This window comes from Mesotoga sp. UBA5847 (assembly GCF_002432735.1).
GTDB lineage: Bacteria > Thermotogota > Thermotogae > Petrotogales > Kosmotogaceae > Mesotoga.
The window spans coordinates 1-21,298 of sequence record NZ_DJGL01000046.1; the positions used below are offsets into that span (position 1 = coordinate 1).

The window sequence follows — 21,298 nt, forward strand, 5'->3', positions numbered from 1 at the left end:
TCCCCTGGGGGGTGAATACGCACGTGTGCATGACCGGACCCAGAAACCGTTTTCCGACTCAAACAAGAAGCATAAGTAGTTCATCGTAGCTCTTTGCTACGTTTATCGGGCCACGATTCCTCCGAGCATGAGGGCCGAACCATATGAAGTCAATTCCCGCATTTTCTGCGCCTCTGTAGTCCGACTCAAGACTGTCTCCAATGTATACGACTTCATCCTTCTGAACACGTGCCCTACGCATTGCCACGAAGAAGATTTCGGGGTTGGGTTTGGCAGCGCCGGCCTCTTCTGAGGAAAGAGAGAATTCGAAGAATTCAGGGAGGCCTGCAGAAAGGAATCTGTTGTGTTGCACGCGGTATACTCCGTTCGTTATTACCGCCATTCTCTTTCCGCGGCGCCTCATCGTTGTGAGAAAATCTTTTGCGCCCGGGAGAAAGTATGCCTTCTTTGAAAGTCTGGTCAGGTATTCGTCATTCAGTTCTTCAGGACTAAAGCTCACTCCGATAGAGCTGCAATAATCCACAAACCTTCCAAGAACGACTTCATCCTTAGTCTTTTCTCCAAGCGCAAGATAACTCCACCACTTCGAGTTTGTTTCTCTGTATAATGAGAGTTGTTCTTCAGACAACGCGATCCCTCTAGAGTCGAACAACTCCAAAAGCGCTTCTATTTCACTTCTCTCGAAATCGAGAATTGTGTGATCTAGATCAAAGAAGTACATTCTATAGATGCCGTCCAGTTTAATCCATCCTTATAATTATTTTGAGAGATCTTCTGGCTGCTTCAAAAGCCTCAAGCGACTCGTCAATGGAAAACGTCTTTGCTATAAGGGTTGTTGGGTCAACAAGTCCGCTTTCAAGAAACGAGATCGCTTTGTCAAATGGCCCGCACCTCGATCCAATAAGGTGAATCTCTCTCACAGCTACACTTGTAATGTCTACTTCTGGAGTTCCTTCATAGGTGCTTTTAAGCACGATCTTTCCCTGGGGCCTCACTACTTTCAACGCAGAAGCCAGCCCGTAGGGATTCCCCGTTGCTTCGACCACCACATCAAAGTCTCTATCGTAGGAGTCCGCTTCGTTTACGCTTACAAAGGAGGCTCTGTTATTGTCTCCGAGAAGCTTCATTCGCTCTGAGTGTTTGCCAACAAGTACATGGTCAACTCCGCTCGCGGAAAGCACCATCGATATAAGCATACCAAGCTTCCCATCTCCAATAAGACAGACTCTGTCAGTTGAAGAGAAATCAACACTTTCGAGCACATGGGCGGCTGCAGCCAATGGTTCTACAAAGACCGCCTTTCTATCGGAAACTTTCTCGGGTATTGTGTGAAGGTTCTCGTCCGGCAGAACGGCGTACTCGGCCATTGTACCCGCGTAGTCTGCAATGCCGATTGTCCTTGTGTTTCTACAGTGCTTGAAAAGTCCCATATCACACAGATCACATTTCTTGCAGGGTATGCTTATTTCGGATGCCACTCTCTTTCCAACTAGGAAACTTGTGTCGCTTTCGACCACTGTTCCGAGGAACTCGTGGCCGAGAATTCCTCGGAAGTTCATGTAGCCTTTTGTTATTTCGATATCCGTATTGCAGATACCTGCGAGATTTACCCTGACAAGAGATGTTCCCGGTTGCCTTTCCGGAATAGGTACTTCTCTCAGTCTCAGAGTCTCATCAAAGATAAGCGCCTTCATTATTTGTAGACCTTCTCGAGAGCATCCTCGATGTCCTCCAAAAGATCGGAGTGATGCTCCAAACCGGCTGATATTCTAACTGTCTTGCTTGAGAACCCAAATCTATGAAGTTCCTCCTCTGGATAGTCTCTGTGGGTCATCATGGCAGGTACTTCTACTAGAGTCTCCGCATCTCCGAGTGAAACGGCCAGTTTTATGAGCTTCAGGCCCTGGACGAATTTCTCTGCGTTTTCCTTTGGTCCGCACAACTCGAAGCTGATAATTCCGCCGAAGCCTTCCATCTGTCTGGCAGCCAATTTGTGGCCTGGATGATCCTCGAACCCCGGATAAGAAGTCTTCTCGATTTCCTTCCTTTTTCTTAGGAATTCCGCTATTGCAGTCGCGTTTCTTTCATGCCTTTCCATCCTTAACCCGAGTGTCTTCATGCCCCTTAGTAGCAGCCAGGCGCTGAAAGGGCTGATGACTCCTCCAAGTTCACACATATATCCGAATTTCAGCTTCTGAATATAATCAAAGTCCTTAGAGGTCGCAACTCCCCCAACAACGTCTCCGTGGCCCGATATGTACTTGGTAGCACTATGGAGCACAACGTCCGCGCCGAAATCCAGAGGTTTCTGGAATACGGGGGTTGCGAACGTGTTGTCGACAACCACCTTTATGCCCTTCAAGTGGGCAATGGCACAAAGGCCCTCAATATCGATTATCTCTAGAGCCGGATTTGTCGGTGTTTCGAGGAACATCACCCTTGTGTTCGGAGTGATAGATCTTTCCACATTGTTGAGATCTGTCATATCGATGAAGTCCGTATTGATCCCATACTTCGCTATAAGGTGGTTCAGAAACCCGAACGTTGAGCCGTAGAGATTTCTGTGTGCAAGGACAGAATCCCCAGCTCCCGAGAAGGACAGAATCACCGAACTGATCGCTGCCATTCCTGAAGAGAAGGCTACACCGTCCACTCCGTTCTCGAGAGTGGCAAGTCTCTGTTCGAAAAGATTTATGGTTGGATTACCGCCTCTTGTATAAACGTATGCCCGCCTCTTAAAGGAAAAGGTATCTTCGGCTTGCTGCAAATCAGTGAATGTAAATGTTGAAGTCATGTATATCGGAGAGTTGAGTGCCTGGTTCTGGTCCTCTTGCTCCGCAGCGTGTATTGCTAGAGTGTCAAAATGGTATTCTCTCGATTCTTCCATATCTACCACCTCACTTCTTATTGAATTATAGCGCAGCAAGTGAGAAGTGCGACTAACAATGGCTCCCGAAACCAGAACTTGGCAGTGTTGTGAAAAAATCTTCGCTGGAAAGTACAATCATTCGATAGCCTGCAACCGTCTTTTTAAGTGGAAGTTGACGGATGATTCTGCACTAATTGCTCTGTTTCTTTTCTTGCCGCTTCTATCTCCTCCTGTATTCTCAGAACTGTCGCAGGTTCTTCGTAGAAGGAATAGGTGTCTTCTGAAGTCCTCACAAGTAAGAAGTAGTCCCTTATTTTTGGTTTGCCTATCATCTTTATCTTTCTGGCAGGGAGGAACATGTCTCTGAGAGAGGGAAGGTAAAGCTCGCCCGAAGACATGCTCAGATGGACTGAAACCTCTTCGATCTTCTCTATCGGAATAACCATGGTGACCCTTCCGCTTCCGGGGATATCGACCGTGAAGCGAAAGGCTTTGTCATGAATAACGGCGTAACTCTGACTCATGTTTACTTTCTCGATTTGGGCTACTCTGCCGAATGTATAGAACATGGAGCTTACGCGCATTCTGTTTTCGGCTCCAGAGAGCCCCAAATCCCGGATCAGTCTTTCTTTTGGTCGTTCGTCTCCCATGCCAAGTAGTGCAGTAATTATGCAGATTATGTCTCCAAAAAGGAAGCCTGCCTTGAAATTGCCAAGAAGTATGGCGATCACCTCAGCGACTATCGGGATCAAAGGAGCAAGTGCTAGTATGCGGTAATCAAATCTCTTCCTCAGCACGGTGAAGACAATATATGCCGGCGTGCATGCCAGAAAGTACCAGAGCGGAGAAAGAACAAACCTCGTGGCCGAACCTGCTAGCAGTAAGAGAATCCCAGTCATTAAGATCACTTCCCAACACAGAAATCGCTGAAAATCCTATTCAGCAAATCTTCTGTAACGTTTGTTCCCAACAATTCGTCGAGACTTCTTGCGGCCTGCTCAATCATAGTGCTCACAACGTCGACAGTTATCAAACTATCTATTGCTTCTATCGATTTGTCAATGCAGTCTACCGAATCTGAAAGCTTCTGTTTCTGCCTTGCGCTAATAATTACGGAATCTTCAATCGAGGTGATGTCATCTGTTTTCTTCAGCATGAGCTTCTCGAGATCTCTAATTCCTTCACCGGTTCTCGCGCTGATAATTACATCGTAAGAGCCGCTCTCGATCTTTCGAATATCGGATTTGTTTGCTGCAACAATAAGTCGCTTCCTTCCATTTCGAAGATCTTCCTCTAGATCCCGGTTTTCCTGGTCATGAGGATCTCTCAGTAGAATTACTAAATCGGCTTCCTCGATTGCCTTCAAGCTCCTTTTGATTCCCAACTCTTCCACAGCATCTGTTGCTTCCCGTATTCCTGCGGTATCCACTACGTTAAACAGAACACCTTCTATGTTGAGATCTTCTTCAATAGTATCCCTCGTTGTACCGGGAAGATCTGAGACTATCGCTCTATCGCGTTTCAGCAAAGCGTTGAGAAGAGTAGACTTTCCGACATTTGTCTCTCCTACGATTGCGGTTTTGATTCCCCGGGAGAGTATTATCCCGTTCTCGGAACTGTTCACGAAATGGGCAATCTCATTCCTCAAATCCAGGAGTTCACCGCGCAGAGAGGAGTAATCAGTCTCAACTTCATCAGGATAGTTCAGTTCAACTTCAACGGCGGCGAGAAGACGAATCATCTTTTCCCTGAAAGAGACTACTTCTTCACTGAGACCTCCTGTAAAGCTTTTCACGGCTGCTTCCAGAGCTCTCTCTGTTTTGGAAGTGATAAGGGCGTTTATCGCCTCGGCTTTGATAAGATCGAATTTCCCGTTCAGAACCGCCCTCTTTGTGAACTCCCCCGGGAGAGCCATTCTCGAGCCAGCACGAAACAGAGCTTCCAAAGCGTTCTCCACAATAATCGGGTTTCCATGAAACGAGATCTCAAGCATATCTTCGCCTGTGTAGGAAGCCGGGCCTTCAAAGAAAACAACGACGACCTCATCGATGAAGCGATCGCCTTCGACAAATTCCGCTACATATGCCCTTCGTGGTTGAAGACTTCTCGGGCCTGAGATCAAGTATCGGATTCTCTCTTGTACCCGTGGACCGGAGCATCTTACAACAGACGTTGCAGATACTCCTCTGGGAGTTGAAAGTGCGCAAATGATATCCTCAAACAATGTTCTCAGCTCCATGGAAGAGTGTCTTCAGCGTCTTCATCAGATGTCTTTCGGGCACTCCATAGAGAATGGATTTCCCTTCCCTTTCGTTTACAATTAACCTGCGGCTCCTAACTCCCAGAGAGTCGCGGATATGGTTTTCGCCGTGAGTCATAACTAAGCTTTCCGAGTGAGAATCGTACTCAACGATCTTTATTCCCATAGTGAATGCCCCAAGTCTTATCCGCGAAGCTTCAAGAAGGGAGACAACTTGAGAAGGAAGTCGGCCAAATCTATCTATCAGTTCCGCTTCTATTTCGTCGATTTCGCTCTCTTCTTTACATGCTGCGATTCTTCTGTAGATCTTCAACCTCTCTATAGAATCGGAGACATACTCCTCAGGGATCACCATATCGAACGGAATATTCTTCAGTTCCGTATCTACAGTCCTTTCCTCGACACCGATTTCGAACTCCCCTCTTAGCTCTTTCATAGCCTTATCTACCATTTCACGATAGAGGTACAGTCCGACCGAGTTGATGTTTCCATGTTGCTCTGCGCCAAGCAGCGTTCCAAACCCTCTTATCTCGAGATCCCGCATTGCGATCTTCATTCCGCTTCCGGCTCCCGAGAACTCTTTCAAAGCCCTCAGCCTCTCTCTCGAAGGATCGGACAGTCTCTTTGGATCGTAAAGAAAGTATGAAAAGGCTCTCCGATTGCTCCTGCCGACTCTACCTCTCAACTGGTAAAGTTGGGCCAATCCATATCTCTGGGAATCATTCACAATCAATGTATTGGCATTAGGGACATCAACACCGCTTTCGATTATTGTTGTGCATAGAAGCATGTCTAGTTCACCAACGTAGAATTCCCTTATCGTACGCTCAAAGGCCGTCTTGTTCATTTGACCGTGAGCAACGTCGATCTTGACTTCCGGCAGAAGATCTCTCAGCTTCACGAGAATCTCCGGCAGTTCGGCGACTCTATTGTGAACAAAGATCGTTTGACCGCCTCTGTTGGTCTCCCTCAGTACTGCCGTTCTGATAAGCCTTTCATTTATCGCTCCTACATATATCTCAGGCGAAGTTCTTCCTGCGGGCGGAGTAGATATTACCGAGAGGTCTCTGAGACCCGAAAGAGACATGTAAAGAGTTCTCGGTATTGGCGTGGCGCTCATCGACAAAACATGTATCTGCAACCGAAGCTTCTTGAAGTGCTCTTTCTGGAGGACGCCGAAGAGCTGTTCTTCGTCGACTACTACCAGGCCAAGATCGGCGAATACGATTTCCTTTGAGAGCAAAGAATGAGTGCCTACAACGACATCGACCTGTCCATTCTTAAGCCTTTTCAAGAGCTTGCTTCTCTGGGCGTCGGTCCTGTATCTATCTAGAATCTCTACCCTAATTCCAAAAGGGCTAAGCCTGCTTTCGAAGTTATCGAAGTGCTGTCTGGCCAGAACCGTCGTAGGGACCATCACAGCGACCTGTTTCCCGGAGACAACTGCTCTGAAGGTTGCACGCAGAGCCACTTCGGTTTTTCCGTATCCAGCATCGCCACTTATTAGACGATCCATCGGCTTGTTGGTACTCAGGTCGTCAAGTACTTCTTCGACTGCCTTCTGCTGATCTTCTGTCTCGAGATACGGGAAGCTTTCTTTGAAGCTCTTCTCCATCTCGCTTTCGCCTATCAAAGGAATTCCTGACGAGGCCTCTCTTGAGCCGTAAAGGTTTGACAGTTCTTCAATCAAAGCCTTCACTTCTCTCTTCACTTTCGATTTCTGTCTGTTCCAGGCAGTACCTCTCAAGGAGTTCAACTGAATTCCTTCGGTGTTTCCTATGTATTTGTGAACACGATCGACCCTGTCGACCGGAACGTAGATCTTATTTGCATCTCTGTATTCCAGGAGAAGATACTCTCTGGTTCCTAGAATGTTCTCCACTGTTCTTACTCCAAGATAACGACCAATGCCGTACTCCTTGTGGACAACAAAATCTCCCTCTTCCAGCTCCGTCCAGTCAACCACCGGTATTCTCGGCAAAAACTCTTCTTCTCTCCTTGGTCTCTTGATTATCTCAAGCTCCTCGCCGAGCTCCGAGTCGTAATCAAGAGAGGAGACTTCTCCGTCAGATACGATGGAATAATCCTTCAACTTCAGTAGCACTTCTGAGGACACTCCACCGAATCTGATGTAGAGGAACTTTCTAACAGCTTTGTCCGAAAGGAGTTCAAGAGTCTCGCGTTCTCTTCGCCCAAATTCAGCTAACGCATCGTCTGGATTGACAAAGACTACGTTGTAGTTTTCAAGAAAGTCAAGAAGAATCGATTGCCGCTCGTAGAAGATTCCTGCAATGGTATCCATCGTGTCCAGGCGGTCCCGAAGAAACTCATCCGAGCCACCAATTGCCTTTTCTGCGCTGGAAATTCTTTTCAGAGCGAGTTCCCTGTGCGGTGAGGCGGTGATGCCCTCAGCAGCAGGAGTTACATAAGCTTCATTCAGCCTTTGAAGACTCTTCTGAGTTGCCGGATCGAAACTTCTGATCGATTCTATCTCTCTGTCGAAAGTGTCTATTCTAATCGGTCTTTCAGTCCCAGGAATGAAGATGTCGACAATTCCTCCTCTAACGGCAAATTCCCCGGGAATTGTGACGGAAAACGCCCTGGAATATCCCAGACTCTGCAGGTGGTCCTCGTGGAGAGTGAGCGGACCTCCAACTTCAACCTTCAGCGAAAGGCCTTCGAAGACTTCGATTGGCACTGTCTTTCTCAGAAGACCATGGAAGGACGTATACACGGTTCTGAGCTCTCCGAGAAGCAGCTTTCTGAGCAACGCGAGTCGTTCAGACCTTATCCTGGGAGAAGTCCCGACGTCTTCAAATGGGAAGACATCATGAGAGAAGAAGAATCCATCACCCTCATGCTTGGAATGTATGTCGATGAAGGATTCCAGCATTCTCTCGCTGGGAAAAATGATTACAGTTGCAGAATACTTTTCGATTTTCTTCTCGACCCAGGAAATCGGGTCGTTTACTCTATATAATACTCGTTCCAAAACAACCTCCAAAGCCTTTTCAAAACAGTGCTTGCAGCTCTTAGCTGGATTGTCTCTCTGGCTCCCTTGAATCTGTCGGTGTAGGTCTCTATTGAATCTGCAATCCTCACTGCAGAGCAGACAAGGCCCACGGGTTTAAGATCTGACCCTCCCGAAGGACCTGCTATTCCAGTGACGGAAAGGCCCACATCAGTTCCGAAGAGACGACTTGTCCCCGCGGCCATTTCGAAGGCCACCTCTTCAGAGACGGCACCGTGTTGACTCAAAGAGTTCTCACTGACTTTCAGGAGTGACATCTTCGATTCGTTCGAATAAGATACGATGCCTCCAGAAAAGACATCTGAGACTCCGGGAACCGAAGTGAGAAGTGCAGAAAGGCGTCCTCCTGAACAGGATTCCGCTACGGAAATTGTCAGGTTCTTTTCCCGAAGCCCTTTGACAACCACTTCAACCAGTTCCTCGCCGCTTGTTGTGTAGATGTACCCTTTCCACCGCTCGGAGAAGAGGCGGCAAACCTCTTCGAGAACAGACTCGTCACTCGCGGACAGGATCACTGTTGGACCAGAGAAATAACGTACTCTTGTTACGAACTTTACTCCAGAGAACCTGGAAAGCATCTCCTCAGTGAAGTCTTCTACTTCTGGTTCAGTAAGATCCAGGAATCCGATCGTTCTAGAAAACATCTTGGGCGGCAGAGTAATGTGTTTGAGGGCTTCCATGAAGACCGCTTCCATTTCCATCGGAGGTCCGGGAAGAATAACGATCTCCTTGTTCTCTGTTCTCACAAATGATCCCCTGGCGCTACCAGAGATGTTCGGAAGCTGAACCGAGTCCTGCATAACGAGAGCTTGCCTCTTCAGTCCCGCAGGGGCTTCTCTGGAAAACCGCTTAAGGAAGCTTTCTTCTAATGCAGAATAATACTCGCTATCGAAGCTCAGCTCCCTGCCGAGATAGTCGGCAACAGTCTGAAGAGTAATGTCATCGAATGTGGTTCCAAGTCCTCCTGTTATTAGGAGGAGATCAGCTCTACTAAGAGCCGTTTTTATCTCGTGGCTTATGTATTCCCTGCTGTCCGGAACTACAACGATTGACTGGACTTCAAATCCCAGTGCCGTAAGACTCTCTGCGAGATAACCTCCATTACTGTCTTTGACCACGCCTCTGGTGATTTCGTCCCCGGTAAGAAGGATTGCAGCCTTCAAGCGACCACCTCCTGGTCAATTGTATCACCAAAAGCGTAGTGTTATAATTGAGTGCCGGGGGAGCCCAGAAGGCTGAGAGTGCTGAAAGCAGACCCCAAGAACCTGATCCGGTTAGCACCGGCGTAGGGAAGGCCATGGCTAGCGCCTCCGGTAATTTCCTGCAGGAGGTGTTTTTTATGAGAAGAGCATTTCTGGTCTTATCATTGATCCTCTTCATTCCATTTTCGACAGTGTTGCCGCTCAAGGTATATTCATACGATTCCCTTCAACCGCTCGCGCAAGAGACTTTTTCGAAGTTTACAGAAAAAACGGGAATTGCAGTTGAGTTTCGCGCTGTTGGAGATTCGGGTTCTCTGCTGAGCTTGATTATTTCCGAGCGCGAGAATTTCGATGGAGATGTCGTGATTGGAATCGATAACCTTCTTTCGAGACGTGCTTTCGAAGAAGGTATCTTTCTTTCTTACAGACCCCTAGGCTATGAGAAGATCTTTGATAATGATCTTCTACTCGATAGTCAGTGGAGACTAACCCCATATGATTTCGGAGGGATCGCGCTAATATGTGATACCAGCCAGATAAAAGATTCCATCGAAACGCTTTGGGATCTAACCGGGCCGGAGTATCGAAGGAGCGTGATTATTCAAGATCCCAGAACCTCGAGTACCGGTCTATCTTTCCTCGCTTGGACTTATCTGCTTTTTGGCGAGCGATTTGAGGAATTCTGGCAGGCTTTCAAGCCCTCGATACTCACAGTTTCTCTCGGGTGGGACGACTCTTTCCAGAAATTCGAGTCCGGAGAGGCTCCAATAATGGTTTCTTATGCCACGGATGGAGCATATTCAATGCATTATTACGGTGAATCGGTCTATATGACAATAATTCCAGAGGGCAGGGGTTACGTCCAGATTGAGGGAGCGGGAATCATAAGATGGACGAAAAATCTGCACGATGCTGAAATGTTCATGGACTTTCTTCTGAGTGAGGACTTTCAGCGTCATATTCCCCTTAACCAGTGGATGTTCCCTGTAATAGACGTAGAGATGCCCCCGGCCTTCGATTATGCCGTCAAACCGGAGAAGATTCTGAAACTATCTGCCGAGGTGGATCTTTCCGAACTCATCTCCAAGTGGGAAGCGGTAATATACGAAAGGTAAATTTCTGACAATATCTGCAGTTGGGATCGCGGCCGTTGTTTTGCTGCCGTTATTCTTTGCCTTCGGTAATCTAGAGTTAGATACGATTTTTTCAGTGATTTCGTCGCCCTCGTTCAGGTCGATTGCCGGGTTCACGGTCAAGCAGGCGCTTCTAAGTACATTTCTGGCAATGATCGTCGGTTTCCCGGCGGCAGTTCACTATGCCAGAAGCAACGGTCGTCTTTCACGTCTATTGGGAATAACAACCTATATACCGTTCTTCTTTCCCAGCATATCGATGGCAATAGGCTTCCTGGCAGTTTACGGCAGAAATGGACTCTTCAACAACCTGATGTCTTTTGCCGGTCTGGAGAGGGTACAGATTCTTTATTCTCTTGGAGCAGTCTTACTTGGACACGTCTTCTATAACGCACCAATAGTTATACTAGTTCTTGGGAATGCGCTCAGAAATTTGCCTTCAGATGTGCTGGAAAGTTCTAAGATAGACGGATCGGGGAGGATACGAAGACTTCTGCGAGTAGAACTACCTCTTGTTACACCGGCAATTATCAATTCCGCGCTTCTGATCTTCACTTACTGTTTCACCTCTTTTGCCGTTGTTCTTGTATTGGGCGGGGCGCAATTCGCTACCCTGGAAGTTTCAATCTATATGAATTTCAGGCTTTTGGCTGCACCGCAGAATGCAGTCGTTCTTGCCGCAGTTCAGTTCGCATTTATTATGGTTTTCGGATTACTCATTTCGCTGAGCGAGAAGAGTTCGCCCTTTGAACATGGTGAGCAGTATCTGGAAAAGAACAGATTCACGGGCATCTACTCATGGATATTTGTTCTCTTCGAGTGGATACCGATTCTAGGCGCTCTCTTCAGTTCATTCTACGACTGGACCAGAAAGGAATTCATCTTCGAGAGGATAACGAAGCTGTTTACAGAAAAGATCGTGCTTCTCGGCACGGGATTGGTCAACACATTGGTCAATTCAATAACGCTTTCATTTCTTGCAGCCGTTGTGACGGTAACAATCGCCTTTTTTCTTTCGTGGCAAGCAAGGCACACCACTCGAGGATCGAGATATCTGAGAATAGTGTCTTTGATAGCTCTGTCCGTAACACCTTCGATTCTAGCTGTTTCGTATCTCACAGCATTTGGGAGTTTCCCTGTTCCACTGCTGCTGGTGCTGCTTTACATTGTGATTTCGTTGCCCGTTGCTTTGAACTACATAAGTGGCCAGGTGATCGGTGCTGAGCTTGCCTTCCTTGAGGCGGCGCAACTCGACGGTGCTTCGAAACTTGCACGCGTATGGTATATGATAATCCCTTTCTTTAGAAGCACGATTATTTACGCTGCAACGGTGGTCTTCGCCATTTCTATGGGCGAATTTGGCGGATCGCTAATACTCGGTAGCAAAGACTTCCCTACCTTTGCCGTTGCCATCTACAGACTGAACGGAAGCCGCTATCTACTGGAGGCAAGGTTCTTAAGTTCGGCCTTGGGAATTATAATTATCTCCGTTGTCGCTATCTCCCGGTGGTTTGCACAAAGACCTGAGAGAAGTAGTCGCAGCACTCCCTGATTCCACAAATGTCGCACTTTGGGCCTACAGGTCTGCAGATCTCCCTGCCGAACTCAACCATTGACCCGTTCACCGGCCCCCATATCTTGGGCGGCAAGATCTTCATCAGAGCAAATTCGGTGTCGTCGGGCCTCTTCGTCTTCACCCATCCCAGTCTATTTGCGATTCTGTGAACATGGGTGTCAACTGCCAGGGCCTCCCTTCCAAATGAAACGTTTAGAACGATGTTAGCCGTCTTTCTGCCAACTCCGGGAATTGTAACAAGCTCTTCAAGGGTATCGGGGACAACCCCTCCAAAGTTTTCTACGACTATTCTTGCGCAGTTGATTATTCTGGAAGCCTTCTGCCTGTACATCCCGGATGCTTTTATCAGCTCGTACAGGTCTTCCGGGAGAGCTTTCATAAGCGATTCAGGATCGGGATAAACCGAGAAAAGCCTGCGTGAGGCTTCCTCGGTATTCTCATCTCTTGTGCGCTGACTCAATATTGTGCTCACCAAAACCTTGAAAGGTTCTTCATAGTCGCGACCTCTAGGAAAGTTTTCTACTATCCATTCCGACACTGCCGTAGGTGAGCAGTCAGACCTAGACATCGCCTCCCTCCAGGAAGGCTTTGTATGCTCTATATGTTTCGTATAGGTCCACCTTTGAGAGAATCTCAAATGGTGAATGCATTCCGAAAACCGGCGTTCCTGCATCGACTACGGTGACGCCCCTTTCGGCGAAGAATTTCGCAACTGTCCCTCCGCCGCCCCTATCGACTTCTCCTAAGATCGTACTCTGCCAGTGCACTCCCTTCTCGTTCAGAAGGTTTCGCACATAGCCCATGAACTCCGCACTGGCTTCGCTGGTTCCTGACTTTCCTCTGGAGCCCGTGTATTTCAATATTGCAATTCCATATCCGAATCTTGCTGCATTTGTTTGATCGTGAGCATCCTTGAAGGTCGGGTCAAATCCGGCGGCAACATCTCCCGATATCATTCTGGATTTCTCGAGAAGGAAGTCGATCTCGTAAAGCCCCTTCTCTCCAGAAAGATTGAGAAGCTTCTCGATAAAGGCGACCCAAAACCGCCCCTTTGCTCCTGTAACGCCTTCACTTCCTATCTCCTCCCTGTCGAAGAGAAGGACCATTGCAGTCCTCTTTGGGTTCTCTATTGAAGACATATCCTTGAGTGCTGTTATAGCAGTGTATGAACAGACCCTATCATCATGCGCGTAAGCACCGATCATAGATCGATCAAGTCCAACTTCCCTCGGTTCGATAGCCGGCACAAGCTGGATGTCCGCAGAAAAGAAGTCTTCTTCAACAAGTCCGTACTTTTCATACAACAGATTAAGGAACATCAGCTTCACTGGATTCTCAAAGTCTTTGACGTCCGTTATAGGAATAGATCCGGACATGGCATTGAGATCCTTTCCTTGAAAGACCTTTCTGAAATCGCCTTCCCTGTTGTCCAAATGAGGGAGAAGATCGGAAATCACGAATACAGGATCATCGCTGCTCATTCCAATAGAGACATCAACAGATTCTCCATTGCTCTTGACTACCGTACCTACGAAGGCCAAAGGTATGTTTAGCCACTGATACTTCTTGACTCCTCCGTAGTAATGTGTCTTGAGCATTGCAAGCTCCGAATCTTCTACAAGAGGACTCGGCTTGAGATCCAATCTGGGGGCATCGAGGTGAGCTGCAATCATGTCGATACCGTCCTTGAGGTCTTCACCGATGACTGCTGCAATTAGCGCCTTGCCGCCTTTGGTGATGAATATGCGGTCACCCTTTTTAACGCCGCTTTCCTCGAATGAAGAGAGGGGTTTGAAACCATTTTTCTGGAGAAGGTCCACAAGATGTCTGACAGCCAGACGTTCTGTTACAGATTTGCCAATGAAGTTCATATAATCTTTTGAATAGGCAAAGACCGCATCTCTGTCGAGCGTAAACCAGGCGTTCTTCTTCTTCAAAGTAAGCTTTTCACCGAGCTTCTTGACTTCTTCCTTTTTCAATACTTCACCTCCATGAAAGTCTGTTTCGTTCCAACGTCTTTAATTTTATCGGATTTGCTTGTTTTTTTCGACCTGCATTGATTTGCTTCTCTTACACAGGTCGAGCTCCTGCGTTTTGCTATTTTCATTTTATGATTCGCATGTAAAAAGAATTTGCAGTCTATAATGGATTGATATGATTAATCTCGATTAATTAGTATAATTAACTTGCGAAGTTGAACCCTGTTCGCTTCTCCATCGTCATATAGAACAGATTAGGGTGGTATGGTTGGACGAAAAGAAGCTACTAGACGGACTGAAGAAGAAGAAAGTTTGGGCATACGAAGTCTTGTATGATGACTACGCCCCGAGATTGGGTAGTGTTATCAAATCGTATCTTGGATATGATGATGTAGAAGATGTTATCCAGGAAGTCTTTATAAAAGTCTTCAAGAACGTCAAGAAGTTCCGTGGAGACGCCAAACTATCGACTTGGTTATACAGGATTGCGGTGAATGTTTGCAAAGACACATTGGCCAAGAGAAAACGGAACAACGAGTTCTTGACTGATTTCGTAGAGAGCGAAGACAAAGTAACATTTGAGCCGCCGGCAACTACGAACGTTTTTGGGGAAGTTATGGACGAGATTTCTTTTGAAGAACTCATGTTAGTGGTTGGCAAGCTTTCCGAAGATGATCGTTTGCTGATTAAGTTGAGAGACATAGATGACCTGTCGTACGAGGAGATCGCCGATATACTTGAAAAGCCGGTCGGAACGGTGAAAAGCAGGTTACACTATGCAAGAAAGCGACTCAAGGAGATGCTCGAGGAGGTAGGTTACATTGGATGAACTGAGATTTGTCCGCATTTTGGATCGCGAGATCCCTTTAGAGGAAATGAGGGTAGATGAGAAGAAGGAAATTAGGAGTTATGTGAAGGTGATTGGAGCTCTTAAGGAAAGCTGCTCTTACAGACCTTCTGATGAGCTTAAGAAGAGGACTGTTGGCAAGATCAAGAAGCTAAAGAGCAGACCCTACAAGATGCTCGGAACTGTGGCCGCATGTCTAGTTCTTGGTCTGTTTTCAGTATCATTCTTCACTGGCAATACGATTCTAATCAAGAAAAAGGGCGATCTCTATCAACTTGCAAACGTTCTTGGTTACAGTTCGACTCTGAACGAGAGACTCAGGGTTAATTTGACTGTTTTCTCGCATGCTGATTCACAGATGAATGATATTGTGGTCATGGAGAAAGAGATGGAACGTTCTCTGGGCTTCCTGAATGAATCGTCTGTGAACAATGACTTTGAGATCTCCGGAATCAACACAACTTATTGATCTATACGCGCTCTAAGACACAAAAGGAGTGAAATCGCCGTGAAAAAGCTGTCCGTACTCGTTGTCCTATTGCTTACTGTCGGGCTGGCGGTTGGAAAGGATGCTGTTGAAGAGTTAACGACGCTTGTTAATGCACTCAAGAACTCTTCGTATGAAGTAGACAGATACGTACAAGAGAGCGGAATAGTTACTACTGCGAAGAACGAGCGAGTAATAAAATCTGGTCCGTACAAGCTGGTCACTTCTTACTCGACAACGAAGGGTGAGTTTGGTTGGGTTAGGAATAGCTCGGGCCATTATGCCATTTTCCGAACGCGAAGCGTTGCCTTTGAGCCGATAACAAAGATAAAGGATTTCGAAGACAATTTCGTGGATCTAGTGAATAGCAAATCTTATACGATCAATCTCTTTCTTGATTTGCCAAGCGGCAGAAAGATTACGATTTCCTCGGGTGATCTCTCATTTGATGTTACTTATGACGATAACTATAGACTTCTTAAGCTCGTCAAGTCTTATCCATTTCATTCAATTAGTGCAAGTTATAGAAACTACTCAGAGATGTCTCATGAAGCTCTGACCAAGCTTTCAAATGCTACCGACGGCATGATTATTGTTCGTCCGCCGGTCTATTTTTCTGAAGCTATGCTCGAAAGGCATTTCGCATGGTCTTCAATGGATTTCGCAACTGATGGTAAGACCTATCTGTACACACTTCTCATGTACTCTCCGGAATTCGGACGAATGGTCCTGTACTTCTCTTTCAATTCTGAGCCGGATTACCTTCAGAAGTTCTCTGCTCAGATGGCGGAAGCAAACGGATTCAGCTATGCAATTGAGAAACTCTCGGCCTCTTCAGCGGTTAGTCTTCTTGGGATGGTGGATACTAAAACCCTGAAGGCTCTTCTTGAAGACCTCTATTGATTGAAGCTGCCTTCTTCTAGAAGCAAGTCTTATTGAGGTTTTCATAAATCTTTTTCTAAATTGAATGAATTTTGTTGTATAATCAATCAAACCTTTTTTGGAGGCTATAGAATTATGGAGATCAAGGAGACGATAGCTCTTCTCAAGAGCAGGGGCTACAGGATCACTCCTCAGAGAGTTGCGATAATCCGGATTCTCAGAGATCATGAAGGTCATCCGGGAGCTGAGGAAGTTTTTAGATCTGCTTTAGAACTTTATCCAAATATCTCAATGGCTACAGTCTATAACGTAATGGAAGTTCTTGAAAAGGAAGGAATCATTAGGGCTATTGCTGTAACTAAGACTTCCAGGCGATACGATCCTAATCTCAAGCCTCATAGTCACTTCATATGCAATACCTGCGGTAGAGTCTTCGACATCCCAATCAAATACTTTGAAGCTTGCATGAGAAGACTTCCTCCTGAACTGAACGATTTCGAGGTGAAGTCGCTCGAGGTCATCTACAAGGGCTCTTGTTCAGACTGCAAGACAAGATAACGATAACTTCAAACGCTTCTTGGGGGTGCAATAATGAAAGGACTAGACATTAATCTGGAAGAAGTCCTCACTAGAGTGATGAAAATATCTGATTTAAACTCACTTCAGGAAGAGAAATCCAGGCTCGTCGGGAAGCAGGGTTTGATAACCTCGCTTATGAAGAAGTTGAAAGAGATTCCTCCTGAGGAGAGAAGAGAGTTTGGAAAGACGGTCAACGAGTATAAGAATGCGATTGAAGAGGCTCTGAGTACTCGCAGAAACGAACTTGAAGAAACGGCCAGGATAGAACGAGAGAAATCCGAGAGGCTCGATTACACAATTCCGGGCAAGAAGAGGGATATAGGTTCTCTACACTTGATCAGCCAGACAATGGAAGAGGTCCAGAGTATCTGGGTAAGCATGGGTTTCGAGGTAACGACGGGTCCGGAGATTGAGACAACCTACTACAACTTCGAGGCTTTGAACACTCCTGAGTGGCACCCCGCAAGAGACATGCAGGATACTTTCTATCTTGAAGACGGCAGACTCCTCAGAACGCATACTTCTCCCGTTCAGATAAGGACAATGGAGTCAAGAAACCCGCCTCTCGCGATATTCGCGCCTGGGACCTGTTATAGAAAGGACACTCCCGACGCTACTCATCTTCCTATGTTCCATCAGTTTGAGATCCTGTTCGTGGATAAGGGAGTATCGGTAAGCCATTTGAAGGGCTCGCTAGACCATTTTGTCAAGAGGCTCTTTGGCGATAACAGGAAGATCAGATTACGTCCCAGCTTCTTCCCGTTTACGGAGCCGAGCTTTGAAGTCGATGTGAGTTGCGGGATCTGCAACGGAGAAGGCTGCAGAAGTTGTGGAGGCAGTGGATGGCTAGAGATCCTTGGAGCAGGCATGGTACATCCGAACGTATTTAAGAGCGTAGGATACGATCCTGAAGTCTGGAGTGGTTTTGCTGCCGGAACGGGTCTTGAGAGAATTGCGATGCTGAAGTACGATCTTGAAGACATCAGGGACCTTCTTCGGAACGATAGACGCTTCCTTAGGGGTTACAGGAGGGCTGTAATATGAGACTGTATCTCGAATGGCTTGGTGACTTCATTGATATAAGCGACAAATCCCCTGAGGAACTCGGCAATAGCTTATCACTGAGCGGTACTGAAGTTGCAGGTGTTGAGTATCCCTGGAGTTATGTCGAGGGAGCATTGGTGGGAAGGATTGTTTCAACAGGTATTCACCCTGAGAGTGAAAGGCTTCAAATAACCGAGATTGACATCGGTGCTCGTAAGATAACTGTGGTTACAGCAGACTTGACTGTCAAGAAAGGCGAAACAGTCGCCGTGTTGCCTGAAGGCTCCTCTCTTTCAGGAATGAAGATCGAGAAAAAGGAGTTCCTTGGAGTTGAATCGGAAGGAATGTTCCTTTCTCTTGAGGAGTTGGGTCTGGAGGACAAATCACTTACTATATTGAGACTTGAAGAAGGTCGACCGGGGGATTCCGTGGTTGAACTGCTTGGGCTCGACTCGCCGGTGGTCGAAGTGGAATTGACGGCCAACCGGGGAGACTGTCTCTCTGTCGTTGGATTGGCGAGAGAACTAGGTGCGATCTTTGAAAAGAAGATCACGAGACCTGAAGTGGATGAGTCGATTCAGACCGGAGATGATCCTTTTCTGAAGGTGAAGCTGAACGACAATGGCTGTATCAGATACACGGCCCTTCTGGTGGACCATGTGAAAATCGGCGAGTCTCCTCTCTGGATGAAGAAGAGACTGGTTGCGGCAGGTCTCAGGCCGATAAACAACGTAGTGGATATAACGAATTACGTGATGCTTGAGACCGGTCATCCTGTTCACGCATTCGACGTGGAGAAGATTGGATCAACCGAAATAGTTGTTCGCAAGGCAAGAAACGGAGAAAAGCTGGAACTCCTCGACGGAAAAACCGTGGAGCTTGATAACAACGATATGCTGATCACAAATGGCGAAACCCCTCTAGCCCTTGCGGGAGTTATGGGTGGTGAGGAATCGGGCGTCTATTCAACTACGAAAAGAGTTCTGCTAGAGGTTGCCGTGTTTGATCCCGTGAGAATCCGAAAGACTGCAAGGAAGCTTGGGATCTCTACAGACAGTTCGTACAGATTTGAGAGAGGTATAGACTACGAAGATTCGATTTACGTGATAAGACGACTGGCCGATCTAATGAAGCAGCTCTGCAGCGCGAACGTAGGTTCGAACATCGTCGATGCCGGAAGGGTGCCCGAGCTTCAGCATATAAAGCTAAGAGAGTCGTACGTAAGTGAGAGACTTGGAGGAGCAGTTCCGCCAGAGAAGATCGGCAGAATACTTGAAAGCCTGGAGTTTTCAGTCGAGCGCACAGATGATGGCTGGAAGGTAAGACCACCTGCTTTTCGAGCATACGACACAAAACTGGAAATTGATCTTGTTGAAGAGATCGGCAGGATCTACGGCTACGACAGGATAGTAAACGAATTGCCCAGGATTTCCCCCATCTCGGGTGGCGTACCGGAGTCTTTGAAGAGGCAGAAGAGACTTAAGGATCTGATGGTCGCAAATGGTTTCGACGAGGTTGTCACATACAGTTTCGTAAATCCCGAAGAGATTGCAAAAGTAAACAAAGGAGTCGATTGCATCGCTTTGAGGAATCCGCTGTCGATGGATATGGCTGTCTTGAGGCCATCGCTAGTCTATAATCTCTTAGCTGCGGCATCCTACAATTTCAGAAGACAGAACAGAGATATCAAGCTCTTCGAGATAGCTTCGGTTTTCAATCCACTTGAGAAGCAGTGCGAAACAACTGCGTTAGGTTTTGTGGCTACAGGAAGAGAGAATCCACAGGATTATTCCGACAAGAGGGTAATCGACTTCTTCACTATCAAGGGAATAATCGACGAGTTCTTCTCACTTTACGGTTTAACTCCTGCGTACAAGCCTTCATCAGCCCCTTGGCTCGAAAGAGGGAAAGCAGTCTCTGTAGAGATTGAGGGTGCAAGAGCGGGCTTCCTTGGTGCTGTAGATCCAGCAATAGCCGATTCTCTTTACGAAATCAAAAGCGGTGAAGTGTTTATTGCAGAACTCAACGTAACCTTAATTGAAAGCATGACGAAAGAGTTTTCCGGAGTAAAGAAGATCTCTCCATTCCCAAGAGTCTTCAGAGATCTCTCGTTCCTTGTTCCTTACTCTATAGACTATGGGCAGCTTGAAAAGCTGATAACCGATACTCTAGAAGGAACCCTTTTCAACGAAGTAAGGGTTTCCGACCTGTATGAAGGAAAAGGCATTGAACATGGATACAGGAGCATAACAGTTACTCTAGCTTTTGAATCTTTCGAAAAGACCCTTACCGACGAAGAGATAAACTCTCTAATCGAGTTGGTTTTAAAAGAGACTGAAGAGATTGGTGTGAAGCTGCGTGGATAATCTGCTTCTCAATACCTTCAGCAGGAAAATCAGAGCTTATCTTCCTGAACTATGGAGGAAGGTCTCGAAGGAAGAGTTTTCGGTTGAACGAAAGTCCGGGTACAAGGACATTGTTACCTCGGTTGATCTCGAGATAGAAGAAAATCTCAAGTCGTTTCTTCACAATCTCTTCCCGGATGCCGCGTATCTCGGAGAAGAGTCGGGACCAGATGTTAGATCCTCAACAATGTGGATAGTTGATCCTGTGGACGGCACGACAAACTTCTCGAAGTCAAATCCTCACTATTCGACACAGATTGCTCTGTACACAGAAAATCGTGTCGTATTGGCAGTTACCTATGATCACAACCGGAAGGAGACATTCCATGCAATTGAGGGTCAGGGTGCCTACTTAAACAATAAACGGATTTGGGTTAGCAAAACAAGAGAGCTTCGAGAAGCTACAAGTCATGTTGGACTTCAGTACTCATCCGAGACGTCTTTTGAGAGAATTACGAGGAGAATTAATCGAGCGATAAAGATATGTAGAGGCGTTCGAATAACGGGAAGCGCGTGTCTTGACTTTGCCTACGTTGCAGCCGGCAGGGCAGATATATTCTGGGAAGAGAAACTCAAGCCATGGGATGTTGCCAGCGGAGTCCTGCTGGTGAAGGAAGCCGGTGGCTTCGTTGGAAGCTGTCTTAAGGAACCTCTTGACCTTCTAGATCCCAATGTTCTCGTTGCCAACAACTCTCCGGAGCTGGTTGAAGAGTTCAGGGAGAGAGTCTTGTATGATTAAGTGAGGCAGACGCCTACTGTGCGCTGCACCCGGGTACGCAATGCGCCGAAAACATCGGCGGACGCAAAGCTCCCTTCGGCAGCAAGCAAGATAAGAGCCAGTCTGCTGACGCAGGCCAGGCGCACTTCGTGCGGCAAGTCTTTGCTTCGCAAAGGCCAATTCCGCTTCGCGGGCTAAGAACCGCTGAACGCTGGAAGAACCGCTGTACGCTGAGCGCTGATGAAAAACCACGTTGACCGTCAGCGGTTCGCCGTTCTCCGATAGT

Annotated in this window: 18 protein-coding genes and 1 riboswitch; of the genes, 9 read left to right on the forward strand and 9 right to left on the reverse strand. The window is 46.9% G+C overall.

Annotation, left to right across the window (positions count from 1 at the left end; genetic code table 11):
* Positions 1-58 precede the first annotated feature (58 nt).
* From B3K91_RS04925 to B3K91_RS04955, 7 genes are all read right to left on the reverse strand, one after another.
* Entirely contained in the window at positions 59-721 is a 663-nt protein-coding gene (locus B3K91_RS04925; protein WP_292593403.1) for a YjjG family noncanonical pyrimidine nucleotidase, read from the reverse strand.
* Positions 722-740: 19 nt separating this feature from the next.
* Positions 741-1,694: an MDR/zinc-dependent alcohol dehydrogenase-like family protein gene (locus B3K91_RS04930; RefSeq protein WP_099829516.1), complete on the reverse strand. Its 954-nt coding sequence runs from the start codon at positions 1,692-1,694 to the stop codon at positions 741-743.
* Positions 1,694-2,887, reverse strand: a complete 1,194-nt coding sequence (locus B3K91_RS04935; RefSeq protein ID WP_214078072.1) for a trans-sulfuration enzyme family protein — start codon at positions 2,885-2,887, stop codon at positions 1,694-1,696. The genes B3K91_RS04930 and B3K91_RS04935 overlap by 1 nt, the downstream gene beginning before the upstream one ends.
* A 143-nt stretch (positions 2,888-3,030) precedes the next feature.
* Positions 3,031-3,768 carry a hypothetical protein gene (locus tag B3K91_RS04940; protein ID WP_214060219.1) on the reverse strand — a complete coding sequence of 246 codons (738 nt, stop codon included), beginning with the start codon at positions 3,766-3,768 and terminating at the stop codon, positions 3,031-3,033.
* Positions 3,769-3,773: 5 nt separating this feature from the next.
* Positions 3,774-5,093 (reverse strand): tRNA uridine-5-carboxymethylaminomethyl(34) synthesis GTPase MnmE, encoded by a 1,320-nt coding sequence (gene mnmE / locus B3K91_RS04945; protein WP_292593399.1) that lies wholly within the window; start codon positions 5,091-5,093, stop codon positions 3,774-3,776.
* Positions 5,086-8,121: a transcription-repair coupling factor gene (gene mfd, locus B3K91_RS04950; RefSeq protein WP_214078074.1), complete on the reverse strand. Its 3,036-nt coding sequence runs from the start codon at positions 8,119-8,121 to the stop codon at positions 5,086-5,088. The genes mnmE and mfd overlap by 8 nt, the downstream gene beginning before the upstream one ends.
* Positions 8,097-9,323, reverse strand: coding sequence for a nicotinamide-nucleotide amidohydrolase family protein (locus B3K91_RS04955; protein WP_214078075.1), 1,227 nt, complete (start codon positions 9,321-9,323; stop codon positions 8,097-8,099). Before B3K91_RS04955 ends, mfd begins: the two co-directional genes overlap by 25 nt.
* A 46-nt stretch (positions 9,324-9,369) precedes the next feature.
* Positions 9,370-9,470, forward strand: a riboswitch (TPP riboswitch).
* A gap of 29 nt (positions 9,471-9,499) precedes the next feature.
* Between B3K91_RS04955 and B3K91_RS04960 the strand changes: the two genes are divergently transcribed.
* Complete coding sequence (locus B3K91_RS04960) at positions 9,500-10,477, forward strand: thiamine ABC transporter substrate-binding protein (RefSeq protein ID WP_214078076.1); 978 nt, start codon at positions 9,500-9,502, stop codon at positions 10,475-10,477.
* Positions 10,478-10,517: 40 nt separating this feature from the next.
* Positions 10,518-12,047, forward strand: a complete 1,530-nt coding sequence (locus B3K91_RS04965; protein WP_292593395.1) for an ABC transporter permease — start codon at positions 10,518-10,520, stop codon at positions 12,045-12,047.
* On the opposite strand, the gene nth is transcribed toward B3K91_RS04965, so the two are convergent.
* Together nth and B3K91_RS04975 are read right to left on the reverse strand one after the other, a co-directional pair.
* Positions 11,992-12,639 (reverse strand): endonuclease III, encoded by a 648-nt coding sequence (nth, locus tag B3K91_RS04970; RefSeq protein ID WP_214061218.1) that lies wholly within the window; start codon positions 12,637-12,639, stop codon positions 11,992-11,994. The two genes, B3K91_RS04965 and nth, sit on opposite strands and share 56 nt — an antisense overlap.
* On the reverse strand, positions 12,632-14,050 hold the full coding sequence (locus B3K91_RS04975) for an aminopeptidase (RefSeq protein ID WP_214061217.1): 1,419 nt from the start codon (positions 14,048-14,050) through the stop codon (positions 12,632-12,634). Before B3K91_RS04975 ends, nth begins: the two co-directional genes overlap by 8 nt.
* Before the next feature lie 268 nt (positions 14,051-14,318).
* Between B3K91_RS04975 and B3K91_RS04980 the strand changes: the two genes are divergently transcribed.
* From B3K91_RS04980 to B3K91_RS05010, 7 genes are all read left to right on the forward strand, one after another.
* Entirely contained in the window at positions 14,319-14,879 is a 561-nt protein-coding gene (locus B3K91_RS04980; RefSeq protein ID WP_099829507.1) for an RNA polymerase sigma factor, read from the forward strand.
* Positions 14,872-15,366 (forward strand): hypothetical protein, encoded by a 495-nt coding sequence (locus B3K91_RS04985; protein WP_099829506.1) that lies wholly within the window; start codon positions 14,872-14,874, stop codon positions 15,364-15,366. The genes B3K91_RS04980 and B3K91_RS04985 overlap by 8 nt, the downstream gene beginning before the upstream one ends.
* A gap of 39 nt (positions 15,367-15,405) precedes the next feature.
* Positions 15,406-16,287 carry a hypothetical protein gene (locus B3K91_RS04990; protein WP_214061216.1) on the forward strand — a complete coding sequence of 294 codons (882 nt, stop codon included), beginning with the start codon at positions 15,406-15,408 and terminating at the stop codon, positions 16,285-16,287.
* Positions 16,288-16,401: 114 nt separating this feature from the next.
* Positions 16,402-16,824, forward strand: a complete 423-nt coding sequence (locus B3K91_RS04995; RefSeq protein WP_103134291.1) for a Fur family transcriptional regulator — start codon at positions 16,402-16,404, stop codon at positions 16,822-16,824.
* Positions 16,825-16,857: 33 nt separating this feature from the next.
* On the forward strand, positions 16,858-17,889 hold the full coding sequence (gene pheS / locus B3K91_RS05000; RefSeq protein WP_103134290.1) for a phenylalanine--tRNA ligase subunit alpha: 1,032 nt from the start codon (positions 16,858-16,860) through the stop codon (positions 17,887-17,889).
* Complete coding sequence (gene pheT / locus B3K91_RS05005) at positions 17,886-20,255, forward strand: phenylalanine--tRNA ligase subunit beta (RefSeq protein WP_292594172.1); 2,370 nt, start codon at positions 17,886-17,888, stop codon at positions 20,253-20,255. Before pheS ends, pheT begins: the two co-directional genes overlap by 4 nt.
* A complete protein-coding gene (locus tag B3K91_RS05010) occupies positions 20,248-21,033 on the forward strand; it encodes an inositol monophosphatase family protein (RefSeq protein WP_292594175.1) in 786 nt (261 codons plus the stop codon). Before pheT ends, B3K91_RS05010 begins: the two co-directional genes overlap by 8 nt.
* Positions 21,034-21,298 lie beyond the last annotated feature (265 nt).